Source organism: Waltera acetigignens, assembly GCF_025567015.1.
GTDB classification, from domain to species: Bacteria; Bacillota; Clostridia; order Lachnospirales; family Lachnospiraceae; genus Acetatifactor; species Acetatifactor acetigignens.
The window spans coordinates 38,192-60,104 of record NZ_JAOQJO010000010.1 but is presented as its reverse complement, the minus strand read 5'-3'; the positions used below and the strand labels follow the sequence as shown (position 1 = coordinate 60,104).

Annotated in this window: 13 protein-coding genes and 1 other annotated feature (1 of these 14 only partly in view); of the genes, 2 read left to right on the top strand and 11 right to left on the bottom strand. The window is 46.7% G+C overall.

Features of this window, described 5'->3' with window-relative positions:
• Positions 1–210: a binding site (T-box leader), on the bottom strand (it extends 31 nt beyond the left edge of the window).
• Positions 211–248: 38 nt separating this feature from the next.
• The 4 genes from OCV96_RS10535 to OCV96_RS10520 are packed head-to-tail and all read right to left on the bottom strand — an operon-like array spanning position 249 to position 3,835.
• On the bottom strand, positions 249–1,904 hold the full coding sequence (locus tag OCV96_RS10535) for a DUF6020 family protein (RefSeq protein WP_262594493.1): 1,656 nt from the start codon (positions 1,902–1,904) through the stop codon (positions 249–251).
• Entirely contained in the window at positions 1,840–2,277 is a 438-nt protein-coding gene (locus OCV96_RS10530; protein ID WP_262594492.1) for a hypothetical protein, read from the bottom strand. Before OCV96_RS10530 ends, OCV96_RS10535 begins: the two co-directional genes overlap by 65 nt.
• Positions 2,258–3,046: a hypothetical protein gene (locus OCV96_RS10525; RefSeq protein ID WP_262594491.1), complete on the bottom strand. Its 789-nt coding sequence runs from the start codon at positions 3,044–3,046 to the stop codon at positions 2,258–2,260. Before OCV96_RS10525 ends, OCV96_RS10530 begins: the two co-directional genes overlap by 20 nt.
• Positions 3,047–3,064: 18 nt before the next feature.
• Complete coding sequence (locus OCV96_RS10520) at positions 3,065–3,835, bottom strand: TFIIB-type zinc ribbon-containing protein (protein ID WP_262594490.1); 771 nt, start codon at positions 3,833–3,835, stop codon at positions 3,065–3,067.
• 214 nt (positions 3,836–4,049) lie between these two features.
• Here OCV96_RS10520 and OCV96_RS10515 point away from each other — a divergent pair, with 214 nt between their 5' ends.
• Positions 4,050–5,030 (top strand): AraC family transcriptional regulator, encoded by a 981-nt coding sequence (locus OCV96_RS10515; RefSeq protein WP_118504465.1) that lies wholly within the window; start codon positions 4,050–4,052, stop codon positions 5,028–5,030.
• A 55-nt stretch (positions 5,031–5,085) separates the two neighbouring features.
• On the opposite strand, the gene rhaD is transcribed toward OCV96_RS10515, so the two are convergent.
• The 4 genes from rhaD to OCV96_RS10495 all read right to left on the bottom strand — a co-directional run bounded on the left by rhaD (position 5,086) and on the right by OCV96_RS10495 (position 9,242).
• A complete protein-coding gene (gene rhaD, locus OCV96_RS10510; protein WP_262594489.1) occupies positions 5,086–5,907 on the bottom strand; it encodes a rhamnulose-1-phosphate aldolase in 822 nt (273 codons plus the stop codon).
• An 86-nt stretch (positions 5,908–5,993) separates the two neighbouring features.
• Positions 5,994–7,421, bottom strand: coding sequence for an arabinose isomerase (locus tag OCV96_RS10505; protein ID WP_262594488.1), 1,428 nt, complete (start codon positions 7,419–7,421; stop codon positions 5,994–5,996).
• Positions 7,422–7,495: 74 nt separating this feature from the next.
• Positions 7,496–8,905, bottom strand: a complete 1,410-nt coding sequence (gene rhaB / locus OCV96_RS10500) for a rhamnulokinase (RefSeq protein ID WP_262594487.1) — start codon at positions 8,903–8,905, stop codon at positions 7,496–7,498.
• A gap of 19 nt (positions 8,906–8,924) precedes the next feature.
• The gene (locus OCV96_RS10495; RefSeq protein ID WP_227064724.1) at positions 8,925–9,242 is read right to left on the bottom strand and encodes an L-rhamnose mutarotase; all 318 of its coding nucleotides are present in this window, start codon (positions 9,240–9,242) and stop codon (positions 8,925–8,927) included.
• Positions 9,243–9,639: 397 nt separating this feature from the next.
• On the opposite strand from OCV96_RS10495, the gene OCV96_RS10490 reads away from it, so the two are divergent.
• A complete protein-coding gene (locus OCV96_RS10490; protein ID WP_262594486.1) occupies positions 9,640–10,557 on the top strand; it encodes an RluA family pseudouridine synthase in 918 nt (305 codons plus the stop codon).
• A gap of 46 nt (positions 10,558–10,603) precedes the next feature.
• Here the strand turns inward: OCV96_RS10490 and OCV96_RS10485 are convergent, their stop codons facing one another.
• The 3 genes from OCV96_RS10485 to OCV96_RS10475 form a co-directional block, all read right to left on the bottom strand.
• Entirely contained in the window at positions 10,604–11,311 is a 708-nt protein-coding gene (locus OCV96_RS10485; protein ID WP_262594485.1) for an adaptor protein MecA, read from the bottom strand.
• A gap of 305 nt (positions 11,312–11,616) precedes the next feature.
• Positions 11,617–19,815 carry a hypothetical protein gene (locus OCV96_RS10480; protein ID WP_262594484.1) on the bottom strand — a complete coding sequence of 2,733 codons (8,199 nt, stop codon included), beginning with the start codon at positions 19,813–19,815 and terminating at the stop codon, positions 11,617–11,619.
• Positions 19,816–20,088: 273 nt separating this feature from the next.
• Positions 20,089–21,828: a DUF2264 domain-containing protein gene (locus OCV96_RS10475; protein WP_262594483.1), complete on the bottom strand. Its 1,740-nt coding sequence runs from the start codon at positions 21,826–21,828 to the stop codon at positions 20,089–20,091.
• Positions 21,829–21,913: the final 85 nt, after the last annotated feature.

Sequence of the window (21,913 nt, the reverse complement as noted above, 5' to 3'; positions counted from 1 at the left end):
TGATTGATACAAATATGTATCCTGCTCTGTCACCGTTAACGCCGGTTCTACGCTGTGCTTCGCCGCTTCCAGGTACATTGCGTCTCGCACAGGACTCCAAGGGAGGTTTCCGATCCTCTGTCATAAGGGGTTCCCAGCCGCACGTCACCGTGTCCTTCCCCTCTCTCTGGGATGCTTTCCGATCGTACTGATCCTTTTCATCGTCATTGTCGTATGCAAGTAATTGTAGTGCATGCTTCCGGGATTTGTCAAGTTCTATCTGCTAATAAGAAGATACCTGCCGGAGCTGCATAAAATAAAAGCAGATAATAACGCACCAGGGATATGGGACCCAGAAAGACCGTAAGGCACAGTGCCAGAACCAGCAGCCAGCTGTTCCATATCTCTGCCCTCCTCCGCCGGATGCCGTAGAAAAACAGGATCACTGCCAGCCAGAAATAGGTGCCGATTGCAAACAACGCACGGATCACCGGAATTTTCTGGTAATAATATTCCAGCGATATCTTACGATAAAATTCTGTCAGCCGGGAACTGATCGTCTTCATTTCCAGTACATTTCTTCCCTCGAAATCAAAGTAATAAATATCACCGTCCGGATCATCCACAACCGATGTCCCCGGATACCAGGCCTGATACGTATTATCCAGAAAGGCTCTCAGATAACATCCCGGATACTGCCATCCTTTTCGGAACCATAGTCTCAGATACTCCCACTTATTTTGAAGAAGTTCTTCATTATTCACATAATTTTTGATCCGGTCTGCCAGAAACGGATTATATTGTGACCACTGTTCTCTGTCCATGATCTGATCCAGCAGCTGCAATTCCTCACTGTCAAACGCCGCTTCTCCCTTATCTGTATATACCCTTGCAATCTGCTGGAGCGGTACACACAGAGCCTCTACCGCGGAACCTTTTTCCGCATGGAGCAGAGTTTCCATTCCCACAGACAATAGCATGGTCAGCAGAATCGTTCCCGCAAACAGTGAAATGATCTTTCTTTTCTGCTTTTTACAGAAAACCGCGCACAACACCAGATAAAGAAAAACCGCATAAATTACATTTTTCCGATACAGCGCTCCCACGATCAGGCTGCACGATAATGCTGCGATTTTCTCTTTCTTCCGAAAAAATCCCTCCGTATTCTCATACAATTCATACAACAGGTGAAATGCAATAAAAAGTGCCAGAGAGCATACCACATCCTTGGTCGTACTGACGGAAAACAAGGCAATCGTCGGCAGAAAAGCATAAAAACAAAATCCGACTCCCAACAGCCATTTTCTATTCAATCGCCGATACCAGAAATCCAGACTGTAGGAAAAGGCCGCCGCACAAAGTGTCATCTGGAAGCAGGAGTGCAGAAATACTGCCTTCTCCATCGTCCCGAATATCCGGTATCCTAATGTGATAACGCCTCCCATGACCAACGTGCTGAGTAACGAATGGTGTGTATTATACGGCACCTCCGGATACATCACCTGAGGCACCTGCCCGTAAATATCATAATTATAAAATCCGGGATCATTGGAAAGAAGCACCGGCAGCCAGGCTATCAACAATCCTGCAAAAATCAAAAATATTCTCTTTCCGATACCTTTCCCGATACCATCCTCCTGAACTGCCTTATCTCTCCCTGCATGTACAAACAGCCATCGCAGCATCTGTCCAAAAAGTAATGTCTCTGCTATCCACCACAAAATCCAACCTGCTATAGGAACCTGTTCCAGCCAAGACTGCATCGTTCTATGTACGGAAGTATGGTATTCTATACTGATCCGGCATCCCACTGTCTGACAGGTTGCCAGTAATATCGCAGGTATTCCTACAGCAAATCTGTCAGTCCAGTCCAAGTCTTTCCCGGATGCTGTCCGCTGCAATATTCCAGTCACCCATTTCTTCATATGCGGCATCCATCTTCTCCTTTTCTCTGGTGGCACGTTCTGTATCGCCGGTCTGAAGAAATGCCTTATACATGGACGCCGCCTCAAAATATCTCGCCACACCATAGCATTCCTTTTTCGTTCCGGACAGCAAGCCGCCGTACACCATATCCTCATGATAATTTACTACTAAATAAGCATAGTTTTCACTCTGTACATTATTCTCCATCCAGTTGGTCTTCGCAGGACGGGAAAAGGCGTCATTTAATTGCCGGAACATATGAATGGTTCCCCAAAACAATAGCAGGCACAGGGCTATGATCACCAGATTCATCACAAGCAGCGCGCCTCTCTGCTTCTGTGCCTGTTCCAGCTTACTCTTCAGATTTACCATAACCCATCACCTCGCCTTTTTCTTCCAGGAATAAGATTTTTTGTGCATTTGACATCGTACCGAAATTCTCTGCCTCTTCCGGGGTCATGCCAAAATAGGTCTGCAGCAGTGCCTTCTCATTCTCTTCCATCCGGAGAATGGCTTCCTTCTGCTCCTCCGGCAGTTCCCGATATTGTTTTGCCCTATAATCATTATCCACAGGATGCAGAATCCTTTCCAGCTGCTCGTAATAATCCGAAATATCTTCATACAGACCAGGAAGTATGGATACATTGCCAGAGTTGATAGTAACTGCCTTCATCAGACTTTCATAAAAGTAACGATACGCTCCGCTGGCTTCCATGAGCAGCTGATATTTTTCATAATTATTATTACTGCTATAAGGCCGGATGTAATGCCTGTCGCAAAAAGCTGATAAACCTATGTAATCCTCATCTTCCAGATATTGTTCCATCTGTTTCATATAGCTGCTCTGCCGGATCCCTGCATCAAACTGCAGCAAGCCTCTGTGGATGCTCCAGCTACGTGCAGATACTACAAACACCACCACACACAGGATCACCAGCACTGTGATGATTATCATATGTGACATGATCTCCGTATTTTTCTCCGCCACTTCATAGACATCACTTTTGGTATCCTCAAAGTTGCTCTTGTAATGCTCCATGTCTTTGACATGCTGTGCGGCTTCTTCATTCGGTCTTCCGCAATGCGGACAATATGCCTGCTCCAATGTCAGATTGCCCCCGCAATATTTACATTTCATCATTGCTTTTATGATCCTTTCCTATTCGTTATGCTTCTTAATGTATTCCTCGCAATCCTCATATCTGGGATAACCGTAATTATTTCGCAGACTATCCTCGAATTTTTTCTCTTCTTCTGCGGTAAACGTATAACGGTCTGCCAGACTGTTCAGGGTTGCTTCCACATAAGGACGGATATACTCCCTGTCTTTCTCCGTCAGAATGACCTCGCTGTAGTCCAGTCCCCGCATCATCCAATAATCATCCAGCAGCAATGCCTGCTGATACTCATTCAAAGTCTCTCCACTCTGCTCCAGTGCCAGATATTCCCTCGCATCCCGACAGCTCATGAGCCAGCGGAAAATACCACTGTGTTCCCATCGGTCTATGGTTCTGTTCTCTTCGACAGCCTGCTCATAAAAATCCATCAGTGCTTCCAGATCCTTCTCCTGATAGAGACGGTCCAGTATCGGAAAGTTCTCTTTTTCCCACAGATAATCCGCTCTGGCATCCCTGGGTTCTATATACCGCACCCGGAACACAATTACCGCAAGTATCGCTGCCAATGCCGCCAATAAGATCAGAAGCTTAATCACAAATTTCTGTTTCTTTTTCAGTTTTTTCTTCAGTTCCTTCTCCGGTACCTGCTCCAACTGCTGCATATCCTGCCGCATGCTTTCCAGTTTCCCCAGATATTCCGCTTCGGCGCCCTTGTAATTCAGGCTTCCGCAATAGGGACACTTCGGAAGGGTATCCTCAAATTCTGCCCCACAGGAACTGCAGATGATCTTTTTAACTGTGGTATCTGCCATACAAATCCTCATATCTTTCCACAACCTGCACACTTTGGACTGCCGGTGCAAAGCTGCTTATTGTTCACAATCATTATTAATATACAACACAAAAATGACACGTGCAATGCAGAATCACTTTTTGCACACATCTTGAGGTTTTTGTCTCTTTCCTGTAAAATAAACTCAGTCGAAAAACCTGCCCGCAGTTCAAAATTGCGGGTTGCTGAAAGGAATGACGATCGATATGTATGAGAACGGTTTTCTGGATCCGGCCTATATCACACCGGAGGAACAACAGATTTTAGACGGTAATATTGCCGTTCAGAAGAATCTCTACACCAGCAAACAGGATTTTGTAGTAGAGAGTGATAAATTTTTGGAACACTCCGAAGATGATATTACTCTGCGTCGCCACACCCGCTTTGTGGATTTTCCAAAGCATAAACATGATTACGTGGAGATCTTTTATTGTCTCTCCGGTTCTGTCACACATGTCATAAATGAAGAAGAGATCTGTCTCCGCCCCGGGGAACTTCTATTTATGAACCAACATATCGAACATGCGGTAATAGCCTGCGGCCAGGAAGATCTGGGCATTAACATCATCATCCGCCCCGCCTATTTCCAGAATATCCTGACTTTGATCAACAAGGATAATATTCTGGCGGATTTTATCATCAATGCGCTGGAAGGTGACAGTTGTGTCGGTCAGTATCTGTACTTTACCGTCTCCGACAATCCCTGCATCCAGAACCTCATCCACAATGCGGTCTTCCTTCTGTTACAGCAGCCTCAGAACTGGCATAAGCTCTCGGAACACACCTTTGCCCTGCTGTTCATGCATATCTTAAGCAATGCGGAAAATATTTTATTAGACCAGAAAGATGAGCAGAGCAATGTCCTGATGGTGGTGGTACGCAGATACCTGGCGGAGCATTATGATACCGGGACTCTTCACGAACTGGCTGCACAGATTGGGTACACCCCCTCTTCCCTGAGCCGTATGATCAAAAAATATTCCGGCACTACCTTTAAGGAAATACAAACACGGCAGCGTATGCGAGTCGCTATGAATCAGCTGTCCCACACCGCGCTGCCGGTGTCTGAGATTGCCCTGTCTGTAGGCTATGAGAATCAGAACTTCTTCTACAAACAGTTCAAAAAAATGTATGATATGACACCTAACGAGGCGCGTTTAAAATCGCGCCGATAACGTCAGGCATTCAAGATATAACGGTTCGAGGCTCCTTCGTGTGTCCCTCGGATCGTTATTTTTCATATAAGAACTTTTCCGGAAGGGTCACACCGAAGTCCTTTGCCAGATGGCGAAAATCATCGGGGGTAATGGTCTGTCTCTTATTCGGCTGCATGGACAACATCTTCACCAGAATTTCTGCGGATTTTTCTACGGTATGCATCAGACCGAAGGTCAGGTCGAAGTCTTTGCCTGCGGCAAAGGTTCCATGATGTGCCCAGATGGCCAGATCGTATTTCTTCATCAGTTCGGAGGTAGCTACTGCGATCTCTCTGCCGCCCGGTACCATCCAGGGCACTACGCCCACACCATCCGGGAATACTACGGGGCACTCGGTTGCCATCTCCCACAGTTCTCTGGTGAATACCTTATCCTCCAGAGGAAGCACGAAGGTTAGCGCAATGATATTGGTGGTATGTGCATGATATACCACACGGTAGTCGGGATCCTGCAGCTTCTTCACTTCCAGATTCATCAGGTGGCTGGGGAGCTCGGAGGTAGGTCTGCCCCCGTTTACCAGACCCCATACGATACGGTAATTCTCACCCTTGTCATCAAGTTCGATCATGCAGATAGAATCTTCCGGCTTAATGCTGACATTACGAAAATATTTGCCACTGCCGGTCACCAGGAAATACTCTCCTGCCAGTGCGGGAACTGTGGTGCCGATGGGCTGGAACTCCTTCGGCTCAAAGTTCTCCTTTACCAGTTCTACCTCTTCCGGCTTCACACGGTAAGACAGGTTGCCGCCGTTACGTTCATGCCAGCCTTGCTGCCAGCCGTCATCTGCCATTCTGATAAATCCCTGTACAAATTCTGCATCTAAAAATTTCATGATAATACCTAACCTTTCTATCGTCTGCAACCTCCCGGCCGCAGACATAATTTTCAAAATTATAAGCATTTTCTACACAAATGCTATTATCTGGTAATGATATCTACCGGCACATTTAATATTTTAGCAACCTTCAGGATCGTGTCAATATGTCTGCCGGCAGCTGCTGCCATATGATGGGTAGGGCCTGCCTCGCTCCAACGGTTCACGAACTCTCTGCAGGGGATTGAGAATTTGGTACGCATATTGGTGTCACCGAAAGTGAAGATCGGGCCGGGCTGATTCTCGCCTTCTGCCACAACGAACTTGAAGTTGCCGTCCTTATCCTGCGTGATAGCCAGATAGGTCACCGGGCCTACGGGAGGATAGAACTGAGTCAGATATCCGCCGCCTACCTTGCCGTGGAATACCTTAACGATCTTCATGGTGGGCTTATGTGCCAGAGAGATATCCGCATCGCCGGATCCGGAATGACCGATGATGCAGATATCCTCGTTGAAATCAATAGAGTACATCTCGGACAACTGTCCCATACCGGAGATCGTCTTCAGAATGGACATTGCCATGGCAACTTTCATATCACCTTCTACGGCACATGCGGTACCTTGCTTGATCAGCATGGAAAATGCAGGGATCAGCATGGAATCCAGTTTACCGGCTACTCCCTGTGCCTTACCGGCATAATGGGAGGCGATCATGCTTAAGTCTTCATCCTTCGCCCACTGCTCGAAAGCAAGCACATGCTTTGCCATATCCAGAATATCTTCGTCATCTGCGGTAGCGCCACCCTCTACTTCGAAGGTATCGATGATGTCCTGTGCCTTCGCCTTAATAGCTTCGGTATCGGTAATATCATCTGCAATAGCCCACATATCTTCCCAGTCAAACTGCTTGGTATACAGGCCCATTCTGTTGTAAAGGTTGGTCTCATCGATATAGAGATCCATCATTCCGGGATAAGGGCGGCCGATCTGGGCAATATTGGTCTGACGGAAACGTCTGCGGACCTGAGCTGCCTTACACCAATCTTCGATCTGAGCTGCCACCTCGGGGTCGCCGCCTTCTACCACGCCAGTGATTACAGCATGTCTCTTGCCTGCACGCTCCAGGTCTGCCACAGCCTCACCTACGGCACCACAGGCATACAGGTCACCCAGCCAGATGGGAATATCGGTATTGGCATAGTCCGGCGCCAGCTTCTTCTGCACATTGATACATACTACAGGCACATCCAGATCACGGATCGCGGGAAGTACGTTATAGGAAGTTGCATAGGTCAGCAACTGCAGGAATACCAGATCTACGTCTGCAGCACGGAATTTATCACCTGCTGCCATAGCCTGTTCCTTGGTGGTCACCATGCCACCATCAACGATATCTACAGTATCGGGAATCGTCTTCTTGAAATCCTCATACTGTGCCTCAAAATTAGGCACCAGCTGGGGGAACTGGGGCAGATATGCTCCCAGAGCGATGGAAAATACACCGATCTTTGCCTTTGTGTTTACTAACATTTATAATTTCCTCCTTTTCTTAAGGTCACGTTTTAAGTAACCGCTTTGCCTGCGCATTCGCAAGCCGCTTTTTATTACTTTGCCGGAGCAAATGTCTTAATTTCAAAAGACTCCCGGACACATTTTCTGGCACTCTTCAGATCTGCAAGATCTCCTGCATGGATCATCTGCGCCAATAGGTTGCCGATAGCGGTTGCCTCACCGGGACCCGCATATACGGTCTTGCCCGTAGCATCCGCTGTCAACTGGTTCAGATATGCTGCATTGGAACCGCCCCCGATGATATGGATGCTGTCATAGGTCTTCCCGGCGATCTTCTCCAGACCTCTTACGGTCTCTCCGTAGGACTGTGCGAGACTGCGGTATACTACGGAAGTCAGCTCTCCCACGGACTCCGGTACCGGTTGTCCTGTCTTATGACAGTACTGTCTGATGGCTTCCACCATGCTGTCCGGAGAGAGAAAACTCTGGTCATTCACATCCACTCTGGAAGGGAACTCCTTGCTTTCCTCCGCCATATTGCACAGCTGTGCAAAAGAGTATGCATCGTTATATTCGTGTCTTACGGACTGGATCATCCACAGTCCCATAATATTTTTCAGGAAACGGAACCGGTGATCGTAACCGCCCTCGTTGGTAAAGTTGGCCGCTGCGGCATCCTCTGTAATGACCGGTTTCAGGGATTCGATTCCCATGAGAGACCAGGTTCCCGAGCTGATATAAATGCCGTCTCCTTCTGTCTGAGGAACTGCCATTACGGCCGATGCGGTGTCATGGCTTCCGCACAGTACCACTTCCAGATCGAATCCTACTTCCTTCTGAATCTCCGGAAGCAGCTGGCCCACTTTCGTTCCGGGCATCTGCAGCGGCAGGAAAATATCCTCCGGGTAACCCAGCTTACGGATCAGCTCCTTATCCCACTGGAAGGTATCGGGATTCACCAGCTGTGTCGTGGAACCGTTCGTGTACTCCGACAATTTATTGCCCGTCAGACGGAAACCGAAGTAATCCGGCAACATGAGAAGTGTCTTTGCCTGCTGTAAAAGCTCCGGAGTCTGCTGCTTTACTGCCATCAGCTGATAAACGGTATTGAAAATCTGCTTCTGGATACCTGTTTTTCCATACAGTTCGGTCTCCGGCAGGATCTTCGCCACCTCCGCGTCCATGCCATCCGTGCGGTGATCACGATAACCGTAAGTATCACCCAGAATTTGATCCTTTTCGTCTAACAGAACATAATCCACAGCCCAGGTGTCAATAGCCATGCTCACCGGGATCTTTCCCAGTTCTTTGCATTTTTTCATGCCGGCAACGATCTCGCCGAACAGACGGTTCACATCCCACAGAAGCTTTCCGTCCTTATGATCCATGCCATTCTCAAAACGATAGATCTCTTCCAGCTCTATTTTGCCGTTCTCCAGGCGTCCCAAAATATGTCGTCCACTGGAAGCACCGATATCCACGGCCAGATAATATTTTTCCATAAGATATCCACAGCCTCCCTTATCTGAAACTGAATACCTGTGTAAGAAGCGGCTGTGCTCCTGTAACAGGATCCTTCTCCATGATCAGAATGTCTTTCATATACTCATCCCATTTTTTTACCACATCGCTCTCCGCCTGCACTTTTGCAGCGTACTCTACACCCTTTTCACATTCATAATAGCCGAACAGCTCCTCGCCCTGCATCCAGATGGAGTAATTCACTATCCCTGCGTTTGCCAGAACTTCCTTCATCTCCGGCCAGATATTGTCATGTCTCTTCTTATATTCTTCCTGCATTCCCGGTACAATTTTTCCGCGCCATGCGTATTTTTCCATACTAACCACCATACCTTTCTCACTCATTATTTTCGTTGCAAATCTGCTCTGTTACCCAATCTCTGTCGCAATATTCCTCTGCTTCGGGCATCAGCTTTTTCATAATCTGTGCTTGCAGAAGCACAAACTTGTGCTTTTAACGATATTATAGAAAACATAATCTGCTTCTGAAATGACATTATTTGCTCCCTGGACTGTCCGATTTTGCCCGATCCTGAGAATAGCTGTTTATTACAACGTGGGAATTGTGTTATGATACAATAAGTTCACCCGTATAAAGCAGCCGCCGTGGATAAATTGTACCGCAAATTTGATCACGATAGCCGCCCAAGCAAAGAGAGTATGAAAAATACCATCGTTATGTATCATAAATAATAATTTAGAAAGCACAATTTTTATGGAACGTACATTAACCTATACAACAGATCATTTCATATCCCCCCTGCCGGTCAGCCATTTCCTGAAGCAGAAAGGGTTTTCTTCCCAGAATCTGGTGCAGTTAAAAAAAGACCCCACCGCCGTGCAGGCAAACGGGATTCCCTGCTTCATGAATCATATATTGCAGCCGGGAGATACCTTGACGCTGCATATCCACGAGGAACACTCCTCGGAAAAAATCCCACCGGTGGAGCTGCCGCTGGATATCATCTACGAGGACGAGGATCTCATGGTGATCAATAAGCCGGCAGGCATGCCGATCCACCCTTCCATGAACAATTATTACAATTCCCTGGCAAACAGTCTTGCCTATTATTTTGCACAGCAGAACTGTCCTTTTGTGTTCCGCTGTATTAATCGTCTGGACCGGGATACCTCCGGACTGACCATCGTAGCCAAGCATTATGTCAGCGCCGGAATGCTGTCCACCATGATCGCCAACAAGGCAAGTTCCGGTATCACACGGGAATACCTTGCCATTGTAAAAGGCTCTGTGCTGCCTTCTGGGGGTACGATTACCGCACCTTTAGGGCGAAAAGAAGGTTCTATCATTGAGCGTTGTGTGGATTTTGAAAAAGGGGAATCCGCTGTTACCCATTACCGGGTTTTGGACGAAAAAAACGGGCACAGCCTGGTCTCTCTCATTTTAGAGACCGGCCGCACCCATCAGATACGGATTCATATGAAATACCTGGGTTATCCCCTGATCGGAGATTATCTGTACAATCCCGATATGGCATTGATACAGCGTCAGGCACTGCATGCCTGGAAGCTGTCCTTTGTCCATCCCATCACCGGGGAGAAAATGCAGTTCACAGCACCTCTGCCGGAGGATATGGCGAAGGTAGCGGGAGATACCCCATGGAGCATATCCTGAATCTGCTTAATCTACAAGCAGTCATGCAGATTCCTATGGTGCAGTATTATGCACGCAGTTTCTTCAGTGCTTTCTCCCGGATCAGGCATTCACCGTGTTCTTCCAGATATCTTATCTTCTGCTCGTCTGCGGCATACAACGCTGCGAATTCCATAGCCTGGATGCAGGCTCTGCTGTAGCGCTCGTAGGACGCACCGCCCTTCTGCACATAGACATAGCAGGTGCCGTCTTCCATCCGGTACAACGTGCTGTTGATCCGCAGGTTCGCCGGTAATACGGCGGCATATTCGATCACTCTGCCGATATTGCGGAAGGCAAAAATTGCAAACTGGGGCTTTGCCGCTTCCTCTGCTTTTCCCTTTGCTTTCTTATTTTTCCCGGCATTGTTCTCCGTTTCTTCCTTCGCCTGTTTTCCCAGCGTAGCGCCGATCTCTGCCTTTTTCTCCTCGAAGACACGCTTCATCTCCTGCAACGCCTGTAACAGCTGTGCACCGTTTTTATTCTCCAGCGGTTCCTTCTCGGAAAATACCAGCATCAATCCTTCATCCGGTACCATCATGATCTGTAGGTCAAAAGCATACTTCGGCGGCTTATAGCCCACCTCTTCCTCGGCCTGCTCGATAATCTCCTGCACAACCTCTTTGGCTTTTTCACTGCGGACCACAAAATCTTTATAATCAATCTCGTACTCTTCCAATTCTTCATTGGACAGGAAGCACTTTACTGTCTTGTCATCAATTCGTTCTATTTTCATAGCTATCACCTCTTACTGTTATATGCATGATAGCATAAAAACGTTTTTATTTCTACTGTCCAAATCTAAACATTTTATATACTTCTTATTTGCAGATACTTCTTTCTGTCTTTTCTTGTTTTACTCCGCAAAGTAATACAACTTTCTGTATCCTACTGAACCCAATCTTATCAATGATGTCTCGTGATTTTAAAATCCTGCATAACCTACCGTATACAAAAAACCGACGAAATCTTAATGACAGCCATGTCAAATAAGATTTCGCCGGTTTTTAATGTTAGATCATACAGAATATATATACTCTTTTACTTTTTCTTACGCAGATAGAAATATCCTGCAGCACATCCTGTCAATACTATTACAATCACAATAGGAATCCAAATTTTTCCTGCTTTGCTGTGATTACGGTTCTGGCTCTCTGTGTTGTCATTTTCTGCGGAAACTGCTTCCGACGAAGCATCCTTGGACAGATTCTCTACATCCATAGGCTCGTCAGCCATAACCAGCAGATATTCGCTGGCATGCTCATAGTTGAGTTCAACCCATCCGCTGTCTGCCACCTGACCGAACGCAACTAACTCCATTGCTGCATTGTCAGGGTTATAGTAGAAGAGATTTGCATATTTACCGATATTCTCTGTACCAAGACGGACTGACAGTTTTGCGGTCATGCCGAAGCTTCCGTCGTGTACCAGTGACAAAGGAATATAATCATGTCCCTGTGTCGTCTGTGTTATCAGTTCAGCAGGAATCCGATCCGCTGACCTAAGGATTCCGAAATCAATATCTCCTACATTTTCTGTGATCTCCCGTCCTTCAATGATCCATGCCAGTTCCTCCTCGATTTCGATTCTCAGAGACAGGTTGCTTCCCATTACGCTTTGCAATACTTCTGCAGGAACAACGGTGTCGCTGCCTGCCACAATATAGATCTCTTTATTGCTGCTATCACTTACATTCTGACGAATATTTTCAAGGATATCCTTCCATCCGATTGCCTCAGCCTCACCGGCTGCATTGATTATGGTTGCTCCTGTTTTTTCTGTCTTCTGTGTTGTTGCCGGAACGGTCGGTGTCGCATTTACCATATCACTTGGTGTTGCACCCACTGTAGGACGAACAGGTCTTGCTGTTGCTACCGGAACCGGAGTTGCGGTTGCTGCCACAGGAGAATTCGAGGTGTTGTTGTCCTTGTCATCCTCATGATTGGAATCGTTTGAGGGCGTTGCCGTAGGTGCTGCCGTAGGCTTTGGACTTGCCGTAGGCTTTGGACTTGCCGTAGGCTCCGGAGTCGGGGTAACTTCTGCATCCTTCTGCGCTTTTGCCACTACAATAAAGCTGACCTGAACGGCACTGGATGTAGCTGCATTCGGCGAAATAGTTATCGTCAGAGTTCCTTCTTCGCCTACCTCTACATTTTCATACGTAAGAGTATCGTTTACATTATTCTGGTAATTGTATTTCTCTGTTACTACCTTATCATTCAGACTGATATCCGCATAGCGTTTTCCATCCCACCAGCTGGAGGGGTCAAACATACCCACATAAACATTATATTTTCCGGCTTCCAGATCAAACCGATAACTGATGCTCTGGGTCTTGTCTGTTGCATAACGCATACTTTGATAAATGTCATCTGTGCTGTTACGCAGCTTTCCTTCTGCTCCTACATATCCAAATCCTGTTTCTGTACTGTAGGCGCCATCATATACATCCACTGTATGTAACAATGTATTGCCGAGCTGTTTCATGATGGAAGTATAATCTGCACTTACCGGTGCTTTCGATGCATTTGCAAAATAAACTGCATTTTTCGGACATACCAGCATTTCTGTTGAGATCTCCGCGTTCCGGCAATCGATGAGTTTACCGGTGACAGTGGTTCTGCCGATGACCTGATAAGAACTCTTGTCCCAGGCAACCTTACTCTCCACAGTCTGTCCCTTATAGCTTACCGTGACTTTCTCCGGCAAATTACTGCCGTCCGTCCATGTGATCTTGGGAAGTGCAGTCTGTATGCCAACCGGGATCAGATCTTCCAGTTCTTCTGTCTTCCAGTTGGTGCGATTCAGAATCGCAATAGTATGGGAAGTGGCATCTACCTGTAAGGGCAGCCAGACAGTACGGCTGTCGAACAATTTGTTGCCATTCCAACGGTCTCCCATATAAATGAACTTTCCTGCAGGTGCATCAATCGGAATAATATATGTCACCTGTGTATCAAAACATTTTCCGGTATCATTCTTTGCCGGGTTTCCTACTTTTTCCCAGCCGCTTAGAATGTTCTGACTGCGATAGTAGGTATGTGCGGTGCTGTTCCAGCCATCCGTTCCGCTCGTAATCATGTAATACCAACCATCGTATTTCATGACAGCGGGTGCTTCTCTGCTATTGTCAGATACCAGACGGGCTGCCATCTGTTGATTGTCCGCTGTATTACCCTTGGCAGCGAGCCCGGTATAATCACTGTTCAATAGAGATGCATACAGCTTTGCATTCATCTCACTGGAGTAGATTACATAAGCATCCTTTGCTCCGTCTGCATTTGCATCCACATCATCGACAAACACAGTCATGTCTCTGGCTTCGCCCAACCGCTGTGCATTCAGGCTCTCATCATAATTCATACGGGTCATATTTACCACTTCGAAAGGTCCGAATGGTGTATCACTTGTTGCAAAACCAACCATAGCGCGGCTGTATCTGCTGGCTTCACAGTTGCCCTGCATACCGTTCTTCACCCAGTTGTACAGCTTTTCATTGTTGTACAAAGGTCCATCTGCATGGAAAATAATGACAAATTTCTTTGTCTTTTCATTATAGACCATCTTAGGTCGCTCAGTAATGCAATAATTACCATACATTCCCTCGAAAGCAAGCTGTAATCTGGATACGGTCTGGGTTCCATTGGTCTTGCTGTCAGGGTACAGGAAGCTACCTGCCTCTACCTTTGTCTCATCATAACTCTTTGCAATCCAGGATATATCCTCAGCGCTCGTTGGCTCTTTCTCAAACTCTGTGACATAGGCTCTTAAGAACAGCTTGACATCACGGAATTCCGCTTCGGTGACACCCTCTGGTGCTGCGGACAGCTTTCCCCATGCCTTCAGAGTCTCGAAATTGGTATTACTGAGCTGCATTGCAGGATAACTCTGGGTCGTTCCTGTTCCATTTGCTCCTGCGGAGGAAGTGATTGCTTTCTCTGCGGATTCTTCAATCGGCAGGATGCTGCTCTGAAGATACAGTACTGTTCCCTTGTCGGTCCAGTTGTAAAGATCGGTAGAAACATAACATTTTACACCATCTACCGGTCTGGTGTTGTTGGTCTTATCTTCTCCATACCACAGATATACGGTCTTACCCTCTGTGATCTGTCCGTCACCATCGAGGTCAATATTGACGCATCCCTCTCCGGTTCCTTCTTTCATGGCTGCTGCGGAACCGCCGTGTGCCTGCATCGCCTTTCCGTTCGTATCACGGATGACACTGCCTGATGTACCGGGAATACTGTCATTCGGCTGAATTTCCTCGGCATCTCCGGTCCGACTGACAACGAGCCAGCTGATGACAGGAGCCTGTGTTCCGGTTGCAGTGATCGTATAGGTTACGGTCTGTTTGGTTCTTACGTCAAAAGAATAAGTATTTACAGCATTCGGATTGCTGCCGTCTACCTGAATCGTTCCGGCATCCAGTGTAATATTATCCACTGTTACTGTCAGGTTCATCGGTCTGGTCATTCCCCACCACTCTCTGTGTGCAGAGGTAATGGTGTATTTACCGGGATCTAAAGTCAGCGCGTAGGTCAGAGTTTCGCCTGATTCGTTATTGTTCCCGTAAATACCGGTTGCTGTCTTATCTGTAGTATCGGTGTAACTCTTGGTTCCCGCGTCAGTATCTACCAGCCCCCAGCTATTGCCGGAGGTCTTTAACTGATCCGCAGTCTGGTTCAACAGCGCACTTCCTCTGAGTTCCTTCACTGCTGCAAAGGCTTCCGTTTTTGCATCTGCATCCGGAGTTCCCTTTACCATATCAATAAAATATACCGTATTCTCCGGCACCACTTCTACCGGAATCGTCACTCCGAGACTTGCTCCGAAGCTGTTGACACCATCCTGCACCACACCGGTGACACTGGTCGTCGCATAAGCTTCCGAGAAATGTTCCGCCGTATTATTGCTCCATACGATAGGCTTGGTCACTACAGTTCCATTTCCTGTTTTTACTTCTACCGTAGCCGGCAAATTCTTGAGGGTCTGATTCTGCTCAACTGCATAAGCTGCAGGAAATTTTGTTTCTACGCTGACAAGCACATCATCACCGATCTGGGTTGTCTCACCCAACGCATACAGTGCATCTATTTTCAGGGTTCCACTCTTTACTACTACTTTGATATTATGATCTGCAAGGCTCAGACCACTATAGCTGTAAGACTCATAACGACTTGCAGCTGCTGTGGTCGAAACATTCTCCGCTACAAGGTTGTTATCTACATAGACATCCAGCTTCGTCCCGGCGTTGTTAGGTCCAATAATTGCAAATCCCGCACCATGGATAGGGAAACTCACTGTTGCACCGCTTCCGCCTGATACAGACAAGGTACGATACCAGTTGTCCGCACTGCCGCTTCCGGGATTGTCGATTGTCCAACTTCCCTCATAGCTTACGCTGTCATCCTGTCCATCCACCATAGACAACGCATAAGCACATCCTCCTGCAATCTTCTCAATGAGAAGGTTATCATAATATACCTGATGCCAGTTGTTGCTGATCTTGACGCGACCGGACAGCATCGGAGATGCGTCCTGATAGCTTGTGACCTGTTCTCCGTTGATAAACGCGGTAATCATGTCGCCAAGGGCTGCCAGCTTTAATTCATATTTGCCATCTGTTGTGGCTGTTACCGTTCCATTTGCTACAGCACTGCCTATGCGGTACAGCTTCCAAGAGCCGGCACCGTTAATCTCCAGCGTATAGCCGCTCTGGTTCCAGTTCATGCCTGTCTGGGTACGGATACCCAGTCTCGCATAGGTCGATGCAGATGCATCCGGTATCTGCACATCTATCGTGGTAACATAGTCCATCCAACGGAAATCACCGACGATCGTTGAAGGTTCTCCACCGTTCCACTGTCCCACACTGGTCGTCAGTTCCGATTTTAATCTGCCGTTCTCTACAATGTAAGCGCCATGCGTATCCAACATGTAACGTGGCTCATTGCCTCTTGCTGTCAGATAATCTACACTGGTGGTTTTCCCGGTTTTGGCATTATACTGTTCCATTTCCGGTTCTTCTGTATACTCGAAATCATCCGCATAAAGTACATTATCCGTTGTATTCTGATTGCGTCCGGTACTGTCAGTATCCAAAACCGTTCTGTCCTCGTTATGGATTTCTTGTTCCGGTGTTCTTGCAGGTGACGTATTCAGTGTAGTTGCTGTTACCATCCCATAAGCCGGAACTGTTACATACCAGCAACCGTTCTGCTGTTCTGCATCTGTATCACTCTTTTGTAAATAGCTATCTGTTGTGGTTGTCCATATTTTTAAGGTTGCATCGGAGGCTACTGCCATATCCTTTGCAGTAATCTTAAAGGTTTTTTGATTTCTTGTGTTATTTACAAAAATTACAGAAAAGTCTTTTTTATCCGGAGATACCAGTGTCATATAGCTGGCTTTCCCATCCATCCCTGCTGTCTGATGCTCATTGTCACTGGAGCCGAAGGATCCGGAGGTTGCACCGGTGATAACACGCCAGATTTCATTCTGGGAAGGGTCGGTATCCTCCCATCCGGTGACTGCAAACTGAGAGAAATGTGCAATCATGTACAGTGCCGGATCATAATGGATATAACCGCTCCAGGGATCTCTGGCACTTAACAGCTCTTTATGGCCATACTGGATGCCTTCATAGAAGGAACCGATAGCCGGTTGGAAAATATAGTGGGTTCTGCGAGATCCGGTAAACGCATTGATAAAGCTGTCTGCCAGAGCCAACGGACTCTGATATCCTCCGATCGTTCCACCACCGTATTCACTCGTCTTGTTTTCCTGTAACTCTGTATAACCAAAGGTTGCACACCCCTCGCTGTACCATACCTCCTTGTCGTCCACATCCGCCATTTTGATGTAATCCTCCGTGGCACTGGTACGATAATGGAAACCAATGATATCTACTGCATTGTAGAGATCATTGTCGCTTCTCATGGAAGGTACGATTTGCAGGGTCTTATTCTCGTCAGAAGCAATAATTCTGATATTGTGATAAGCGTCAATCGCTGCCTGATCCATATAGTCCGGGAAATCTGTTTCTTTTTTTACCCGGTTGGAAAACCATTTGATAAAGTCCTCATTAGGGTCTGTTGTCTCGTTCTTATCAGGATCTACGAAATCTACGACATAACCATATTTTTCATAGGCATCAAAAATGGTCTCCTTGTACCATTTATAAACTGCTTCATATCCTGCACCGGTACGGTCACTGCTCCATTTGGAAGCAACCCATGCCGGCATCTCCCAACGCAAAATACTGATCTTGACATTCGGGTTGATCTTCTTCGCATCGGCTGCCATGACAAATCCCGGAGAGCGGGAAGCATCCGCTTCTTCGTTCTCATAACGCATGGTACAGGCTTCTGCTCCGGTAGAATTATTTCCGTCATTTCCCATTTCCATCTTGATATGGGTAAACAAAGGATATTCTCCACCGAAAAGATACCGCATCATTTCCCAGTATTGATCTGAATGCTCTGCCTTGTAATCCAGCAGCAGGTTACTGGTACTGTTACCATTTAACATACCAAAGCCCTTATAAGTCAGACCATTGATATTGGCTGTTGCCTTGTCAACATCTGCACCGGATATCACTATGTTTCCGTCTGTCTGGACAGCGCCTTTGATGGCATCCAGTCTTGCCTGTGTTTCCGTAATGGCTTCTTCCTCTGTTGCTGCTGCTGCCATGACAACAATATTGTCATAAGTACCGTTGCACAAATAGCTGGTTCCATAAGCTGCACCGATTCCGGCAGCCAGATTGGTAGTATTACTTAATTTAAAACCTATTCCAGTGGCATTCAGTACCTTTGCTCCGTCACAGTATAATGCCACATAGCCTTGCTGTTCATCCTCGGTATACACAATAGAAAGCGCATGCCAGTCCCCTGCAGTAAGAGCCGTTGTCAGAGGATAATCCTTTGCTCCTGCATTGGTACCCACTCTCAGCACAGACTGACTCTGGGACTTTGCCGGAATTACACGGAAAGCAGTGGAATCGGAATTACCAAGGAAAACAGCAGCACGACTCCCCGTTCCTTCTTGTATGTAATTGTATTTTAAGTTGAGATTATATGTAAACTGATTTCTCTGGAAAAAATCAGGTGCATTTTTTATGGTTGCGCCTGCCTTAGAGATACCACCACTAGTCCAGCCACCTGTCACAGAAAGCTGCTTTCCTGTGCCGCTGTCTGCTTCTAAGGAAGCATCAGAAAGAACAGTGAGCTGATTATTGTCTTCCAGAGCCTGTCCAAAATATTCCGATTCCTTTGTGATATATTTTGATACTCCAAGCCAGCTTAAAACAGGAGCCTGCTTTGCCGTACTCTTTAAGGTATAAGTAACCGTCTGGGCAGTATCCAGCGTAAAAGTATAAGAAAATTGTGCTGTTTTTACACTTTTGCTAACAGATACACTTCCAATGGTTGTTTCTCCTGCGTCTGTTTTTAACAGCACATCCATAGGACGGGTTTTGTCCCACCATTCTCTATGTCCTGAAGTAATAGTATAGGTGCCTGCCTCCAGATACAGATCATAAGACAACGTTTCTCCTATGGCATTATTTCCATAAATACCGGTGGTTGTTTTATCAGTAGTCGTATTGTTATATTTTTTGGTTGTCGCATCCGTATCTACCAGACCCCATGCAGTATCCGCCGTCTTTTGCTGATCATAGACTTTATTTATCAGCTGGTCACCTGCTAATGTCTTTACTGCTTCATAAGGCTCTGTTGTAGTTTCCGAAAAGTCTGATGTTACATTGTCAATAAAGTATACAATTCCTTCCGGTACAACCTCAACCGTATAGCTGGTTCCGTCCGCCGCCTTTGCCGTAACCACGCTGTACGACTTGCTGAAAGTATCTACCGTCACATCTGCAGCCCATGTGATTCCTTCCGGAATTTTTCCTGTATAAGTTGCAATATGTGTATTGGAAGCTTCCAGGCTTATTAATGCGATTCCGTCTCCTTCTGATACGGAATCCGCCTGTGGGGCACCACTCTCCGTTCCTGTTTCTTCTCTCTCCTTTATAACTACGTTTCCATCAGATACAGAACCTGTGGATTGCGTATTGCCTTCTGTTCCGGCTTCTGTATCAGTCTCTGTGCCCCCAACAGGCTGTTCTGACTGTACATCCGCTGCCAATGCATCTATCGGCACCGAACCTGCCGTCAGACCTGCACAAAGCAACAGAGTCAATACTGTTTTCGCTACTTTACATGTTTTTTGCTTCATACAATCCTCCCATAATTATTTATAACAATACATCTTTATTATAAAAAATGAGACAGATTGTACAAAATGCAATAAATTACTTTTTACTTCCTTTTTTCTCTATGATTTTTATGATTATTTTTGTAAGTGTTTACATATAATGTAAAAAATTATGCAACTATATACTTTTTTAATATTTATGTTTCAACAATTTACAGTATACATAATACTTTTATTTCATATAAAAACAATGGAGCCTGCAAATAGCAAAACTCCACTGCAATTTCTATATATTCAGATTACTTCCGCATCCACTCTGGTGACGATTTCCTGGGATCCCTTGCGGATGTGGTATTTCACTGCCGGGATCTTGGTCTTGGTGTAGAGCAGGTTGGTGTTGGGATCTACGGTGATCATGTAGCCTACGGGCGGTTTGTCTGCCACTTCGTTAACCTGTGTATTTTCATCCAATACCGCACTGACAGTACAACTGCAGAATTCGTTGCTGGCCTGGGCGGACATACCGTCCACCTTTTCCGCAAAGCCGACCTCTTCAAAATCACCTCTGCTGACTGCAAATCCACAGTCGTAGGCCACGCAGTCAATCTCGCTGGTGATCTTATGTACTCTGGTATGTCCACCGGCATCCGGGGTGATCGTGGTCTCTACCGTAATGCCGGGATAGGGACTCCACTTCGACCATACTCCGTTCTCCGTGATCTTTGACTCCTCGCAGATCCGGCGCACATAGACATAACCATCGATCCAGAACGCCAGCATATTGTCCGGGGCATTCTCATGCAGCTCGTAGCAGGACTTTGCCACGCTGATACTGAACCGGGTATCATAAGCAAACTTTCCGTATTTTGCCACGATCTGGCCGTGTCCGTTAGGGCTGTAGACGCCTGGTGCAAATGCTGTGGTGTGATTGCCGTAATGGTAGACAAACAGATCGGCATACTTCTGGGGACAGGCCGGTGCCAGCTTCGGCAATGGTGCCTCTTCCACACTCCAGAAGGGATGATCATCGGGAAGCAACAAAAAGGCAAACACCTTCATGCCCCAGTAAGGAGAACCGGGGGCATTGTACCGCTCCGCCATGGTCAGATTCGGATATCCATAGCCGATGGTCAGCACATGATCTCTGTCGAAGATCGGACGCTTCAGCCAGGTGCGCAGATGCCTTGCGATCAGACCTTTCATCACGGGAACCGGGAACGGCTCCAGTCCTGCCAGCAGGCAGACACTGAAAAAGCTGACCTGAGAGAAACGATAGGTCAGGGATCTGCCGAAAGGAATGGCCTCACCCTCTTCATCGAACCAGTAGATAAACTGTTTTGCAAATTCCATGGCTCTCGCCTTGTATTTTTTTGCCCGCTCCGGGTCATCTTTCTCCATAATCACGGCATAGATCAGGCTGTAAAAATGGATGGCAAAGGAAATATAGTAATCCTTCTGACCGGAATCTCCGTCCTGATACCAGCCTTCACCCAGATAGAAGGTCTCCAGCCCTTCCAGATATTCTTCCAGCATCTCGGGGCTATACCGGCGTCCCACCTTTTTCATTGCAATGTTCACCAGTACGGCGAACAGGATCCAGTTGCACACCGGCAGAGGATGCTCATTGATCTTATTTAAATAGTTGCAGAGATTCTCCTTCTGTGCTTCCGTGAGAGGATCCCATACCACTTCGGGGGCAAACATAATGCCATAGGAAATGGCTGCCATCTCCACGAATCTCTGGTCAAAAGAGGTGCACTCTCCCCAGTATTCCGGGTTCTTCTCATCGGTTCCGGCCGTCAGGCCCTTGCGATAGATCTCTTCGAATTCCGGCTCTTTTCCGCCGCCTGCCCAGAAAGGCACCAGTCCCCATAAGGGACGGGAAAAGGCTTCCATCCATGTGGCACCGATGTCATAATGTGCCATGGTAACGCCCAGGGTCAGTCTCGCTTTTTCCTCACTGTAATAAGGCTTTAACGGATTTAATATCGATAACATACAGTCCTGAAAATCTTTTTTGCTATGTAAGTTCATGCAGTTAGTCCCTCCAAAATAACAAACGTAGTAACTATATTCCTATATTAGAAATACTTCTTACAGAAGCCCAGACAGGATGCCA

Bases quoted from the DNA above. Each gene is read 5' to 3' on its own strand.
- OCV96_RS10535 (WP_262594493.1), bottom strand. From the start codon at position 1,904: ATGAAGAAATGGGTGACTGGAATATTGCAGCGGACAGCATCCGGGAAA.
- OCV96_RS10530 (WP_262594492.1), bottom strand. From the start codon at position 2,277: ATGGTAAATCTGAAGAGTAAGCTGGAACAGGCACAGAAGCAGAGAGGC.
- OCV96_RS10525 (WP_262594491.1), bottom strand. From the start codon at position 3,046: ATGATGAAATGTAAATATTGCGGGGGCAATCTGACATTGGAGCAGGCA.
- OCV96_RS10520 (WP_262594490.1), bottom strand. From the start codon at position 3,835: ATGGCAGATACCACAGTTAAAAAGATCATCTGCAGTTCCTGTGGGGCA.
- OCV96_RS10515 (WP_118504465.1), top strand. From the start codon at position 4,050: ATGACGATCGATATGTATGAGAACGGTTTTCTGGATCCGGCCTATATC.
- rhaD (WP_262594489.1), bottom strand. From the start codon at position 5,907: ATGAAATTTTTAGATGCAGAATTTGTACAGGGATTTATCAGAATGGCA.
- OCV96_RS10505 (WP_262594488.1), bottom strand. From the start codon at position 7,421: ATGTTAGTAAACACAAAGGCAAAGATCGGTGTATTTTCCATCGCTCTG.
- rhaB (WP_262594487.1), bottom strand. From the start codon at position 8,905: ATGGAAAAATATTATCTGGCCGTGGATATCGGTGCTTCCAGTGGACGA.
- OCV96_RS10495 (WP_227064724.1), bottom strand. From the start codon at position 9,242: ATGGAAAAATACGCATGGCGCGGAAAAATTGTACCGGGAATGCAGGAA.
- OCV96_RS10490 (WP_262594486.1), top strand. From the start codon at position 9,640: ATGGAACGTACATTAACCTATACAACAGATCATTTCATATCCCCCCTG.
- OCV96_RS10485 (WP_262594485.1), bottom strand. From the start codon at position 11,311: ATGAAAATAGAACGAATTGATGACAAGACAGTAAAGTGCTTCCTGTCC.
- OCV96_RS10480 (WP_262594484.1), bottom strand. From the start codon at position 19,815: ATGAAGCAAAAAACATGTAAAGTAGCGAAAACAGTATTGACTCTGTTG.
- OCV96_RS10475 (WP_262594483.1), bottom strand. From the start codon at position 21,828: ATGAACTTACATAGCAAAAAAGATTTTCAGGACTGTATGTTATCGATA.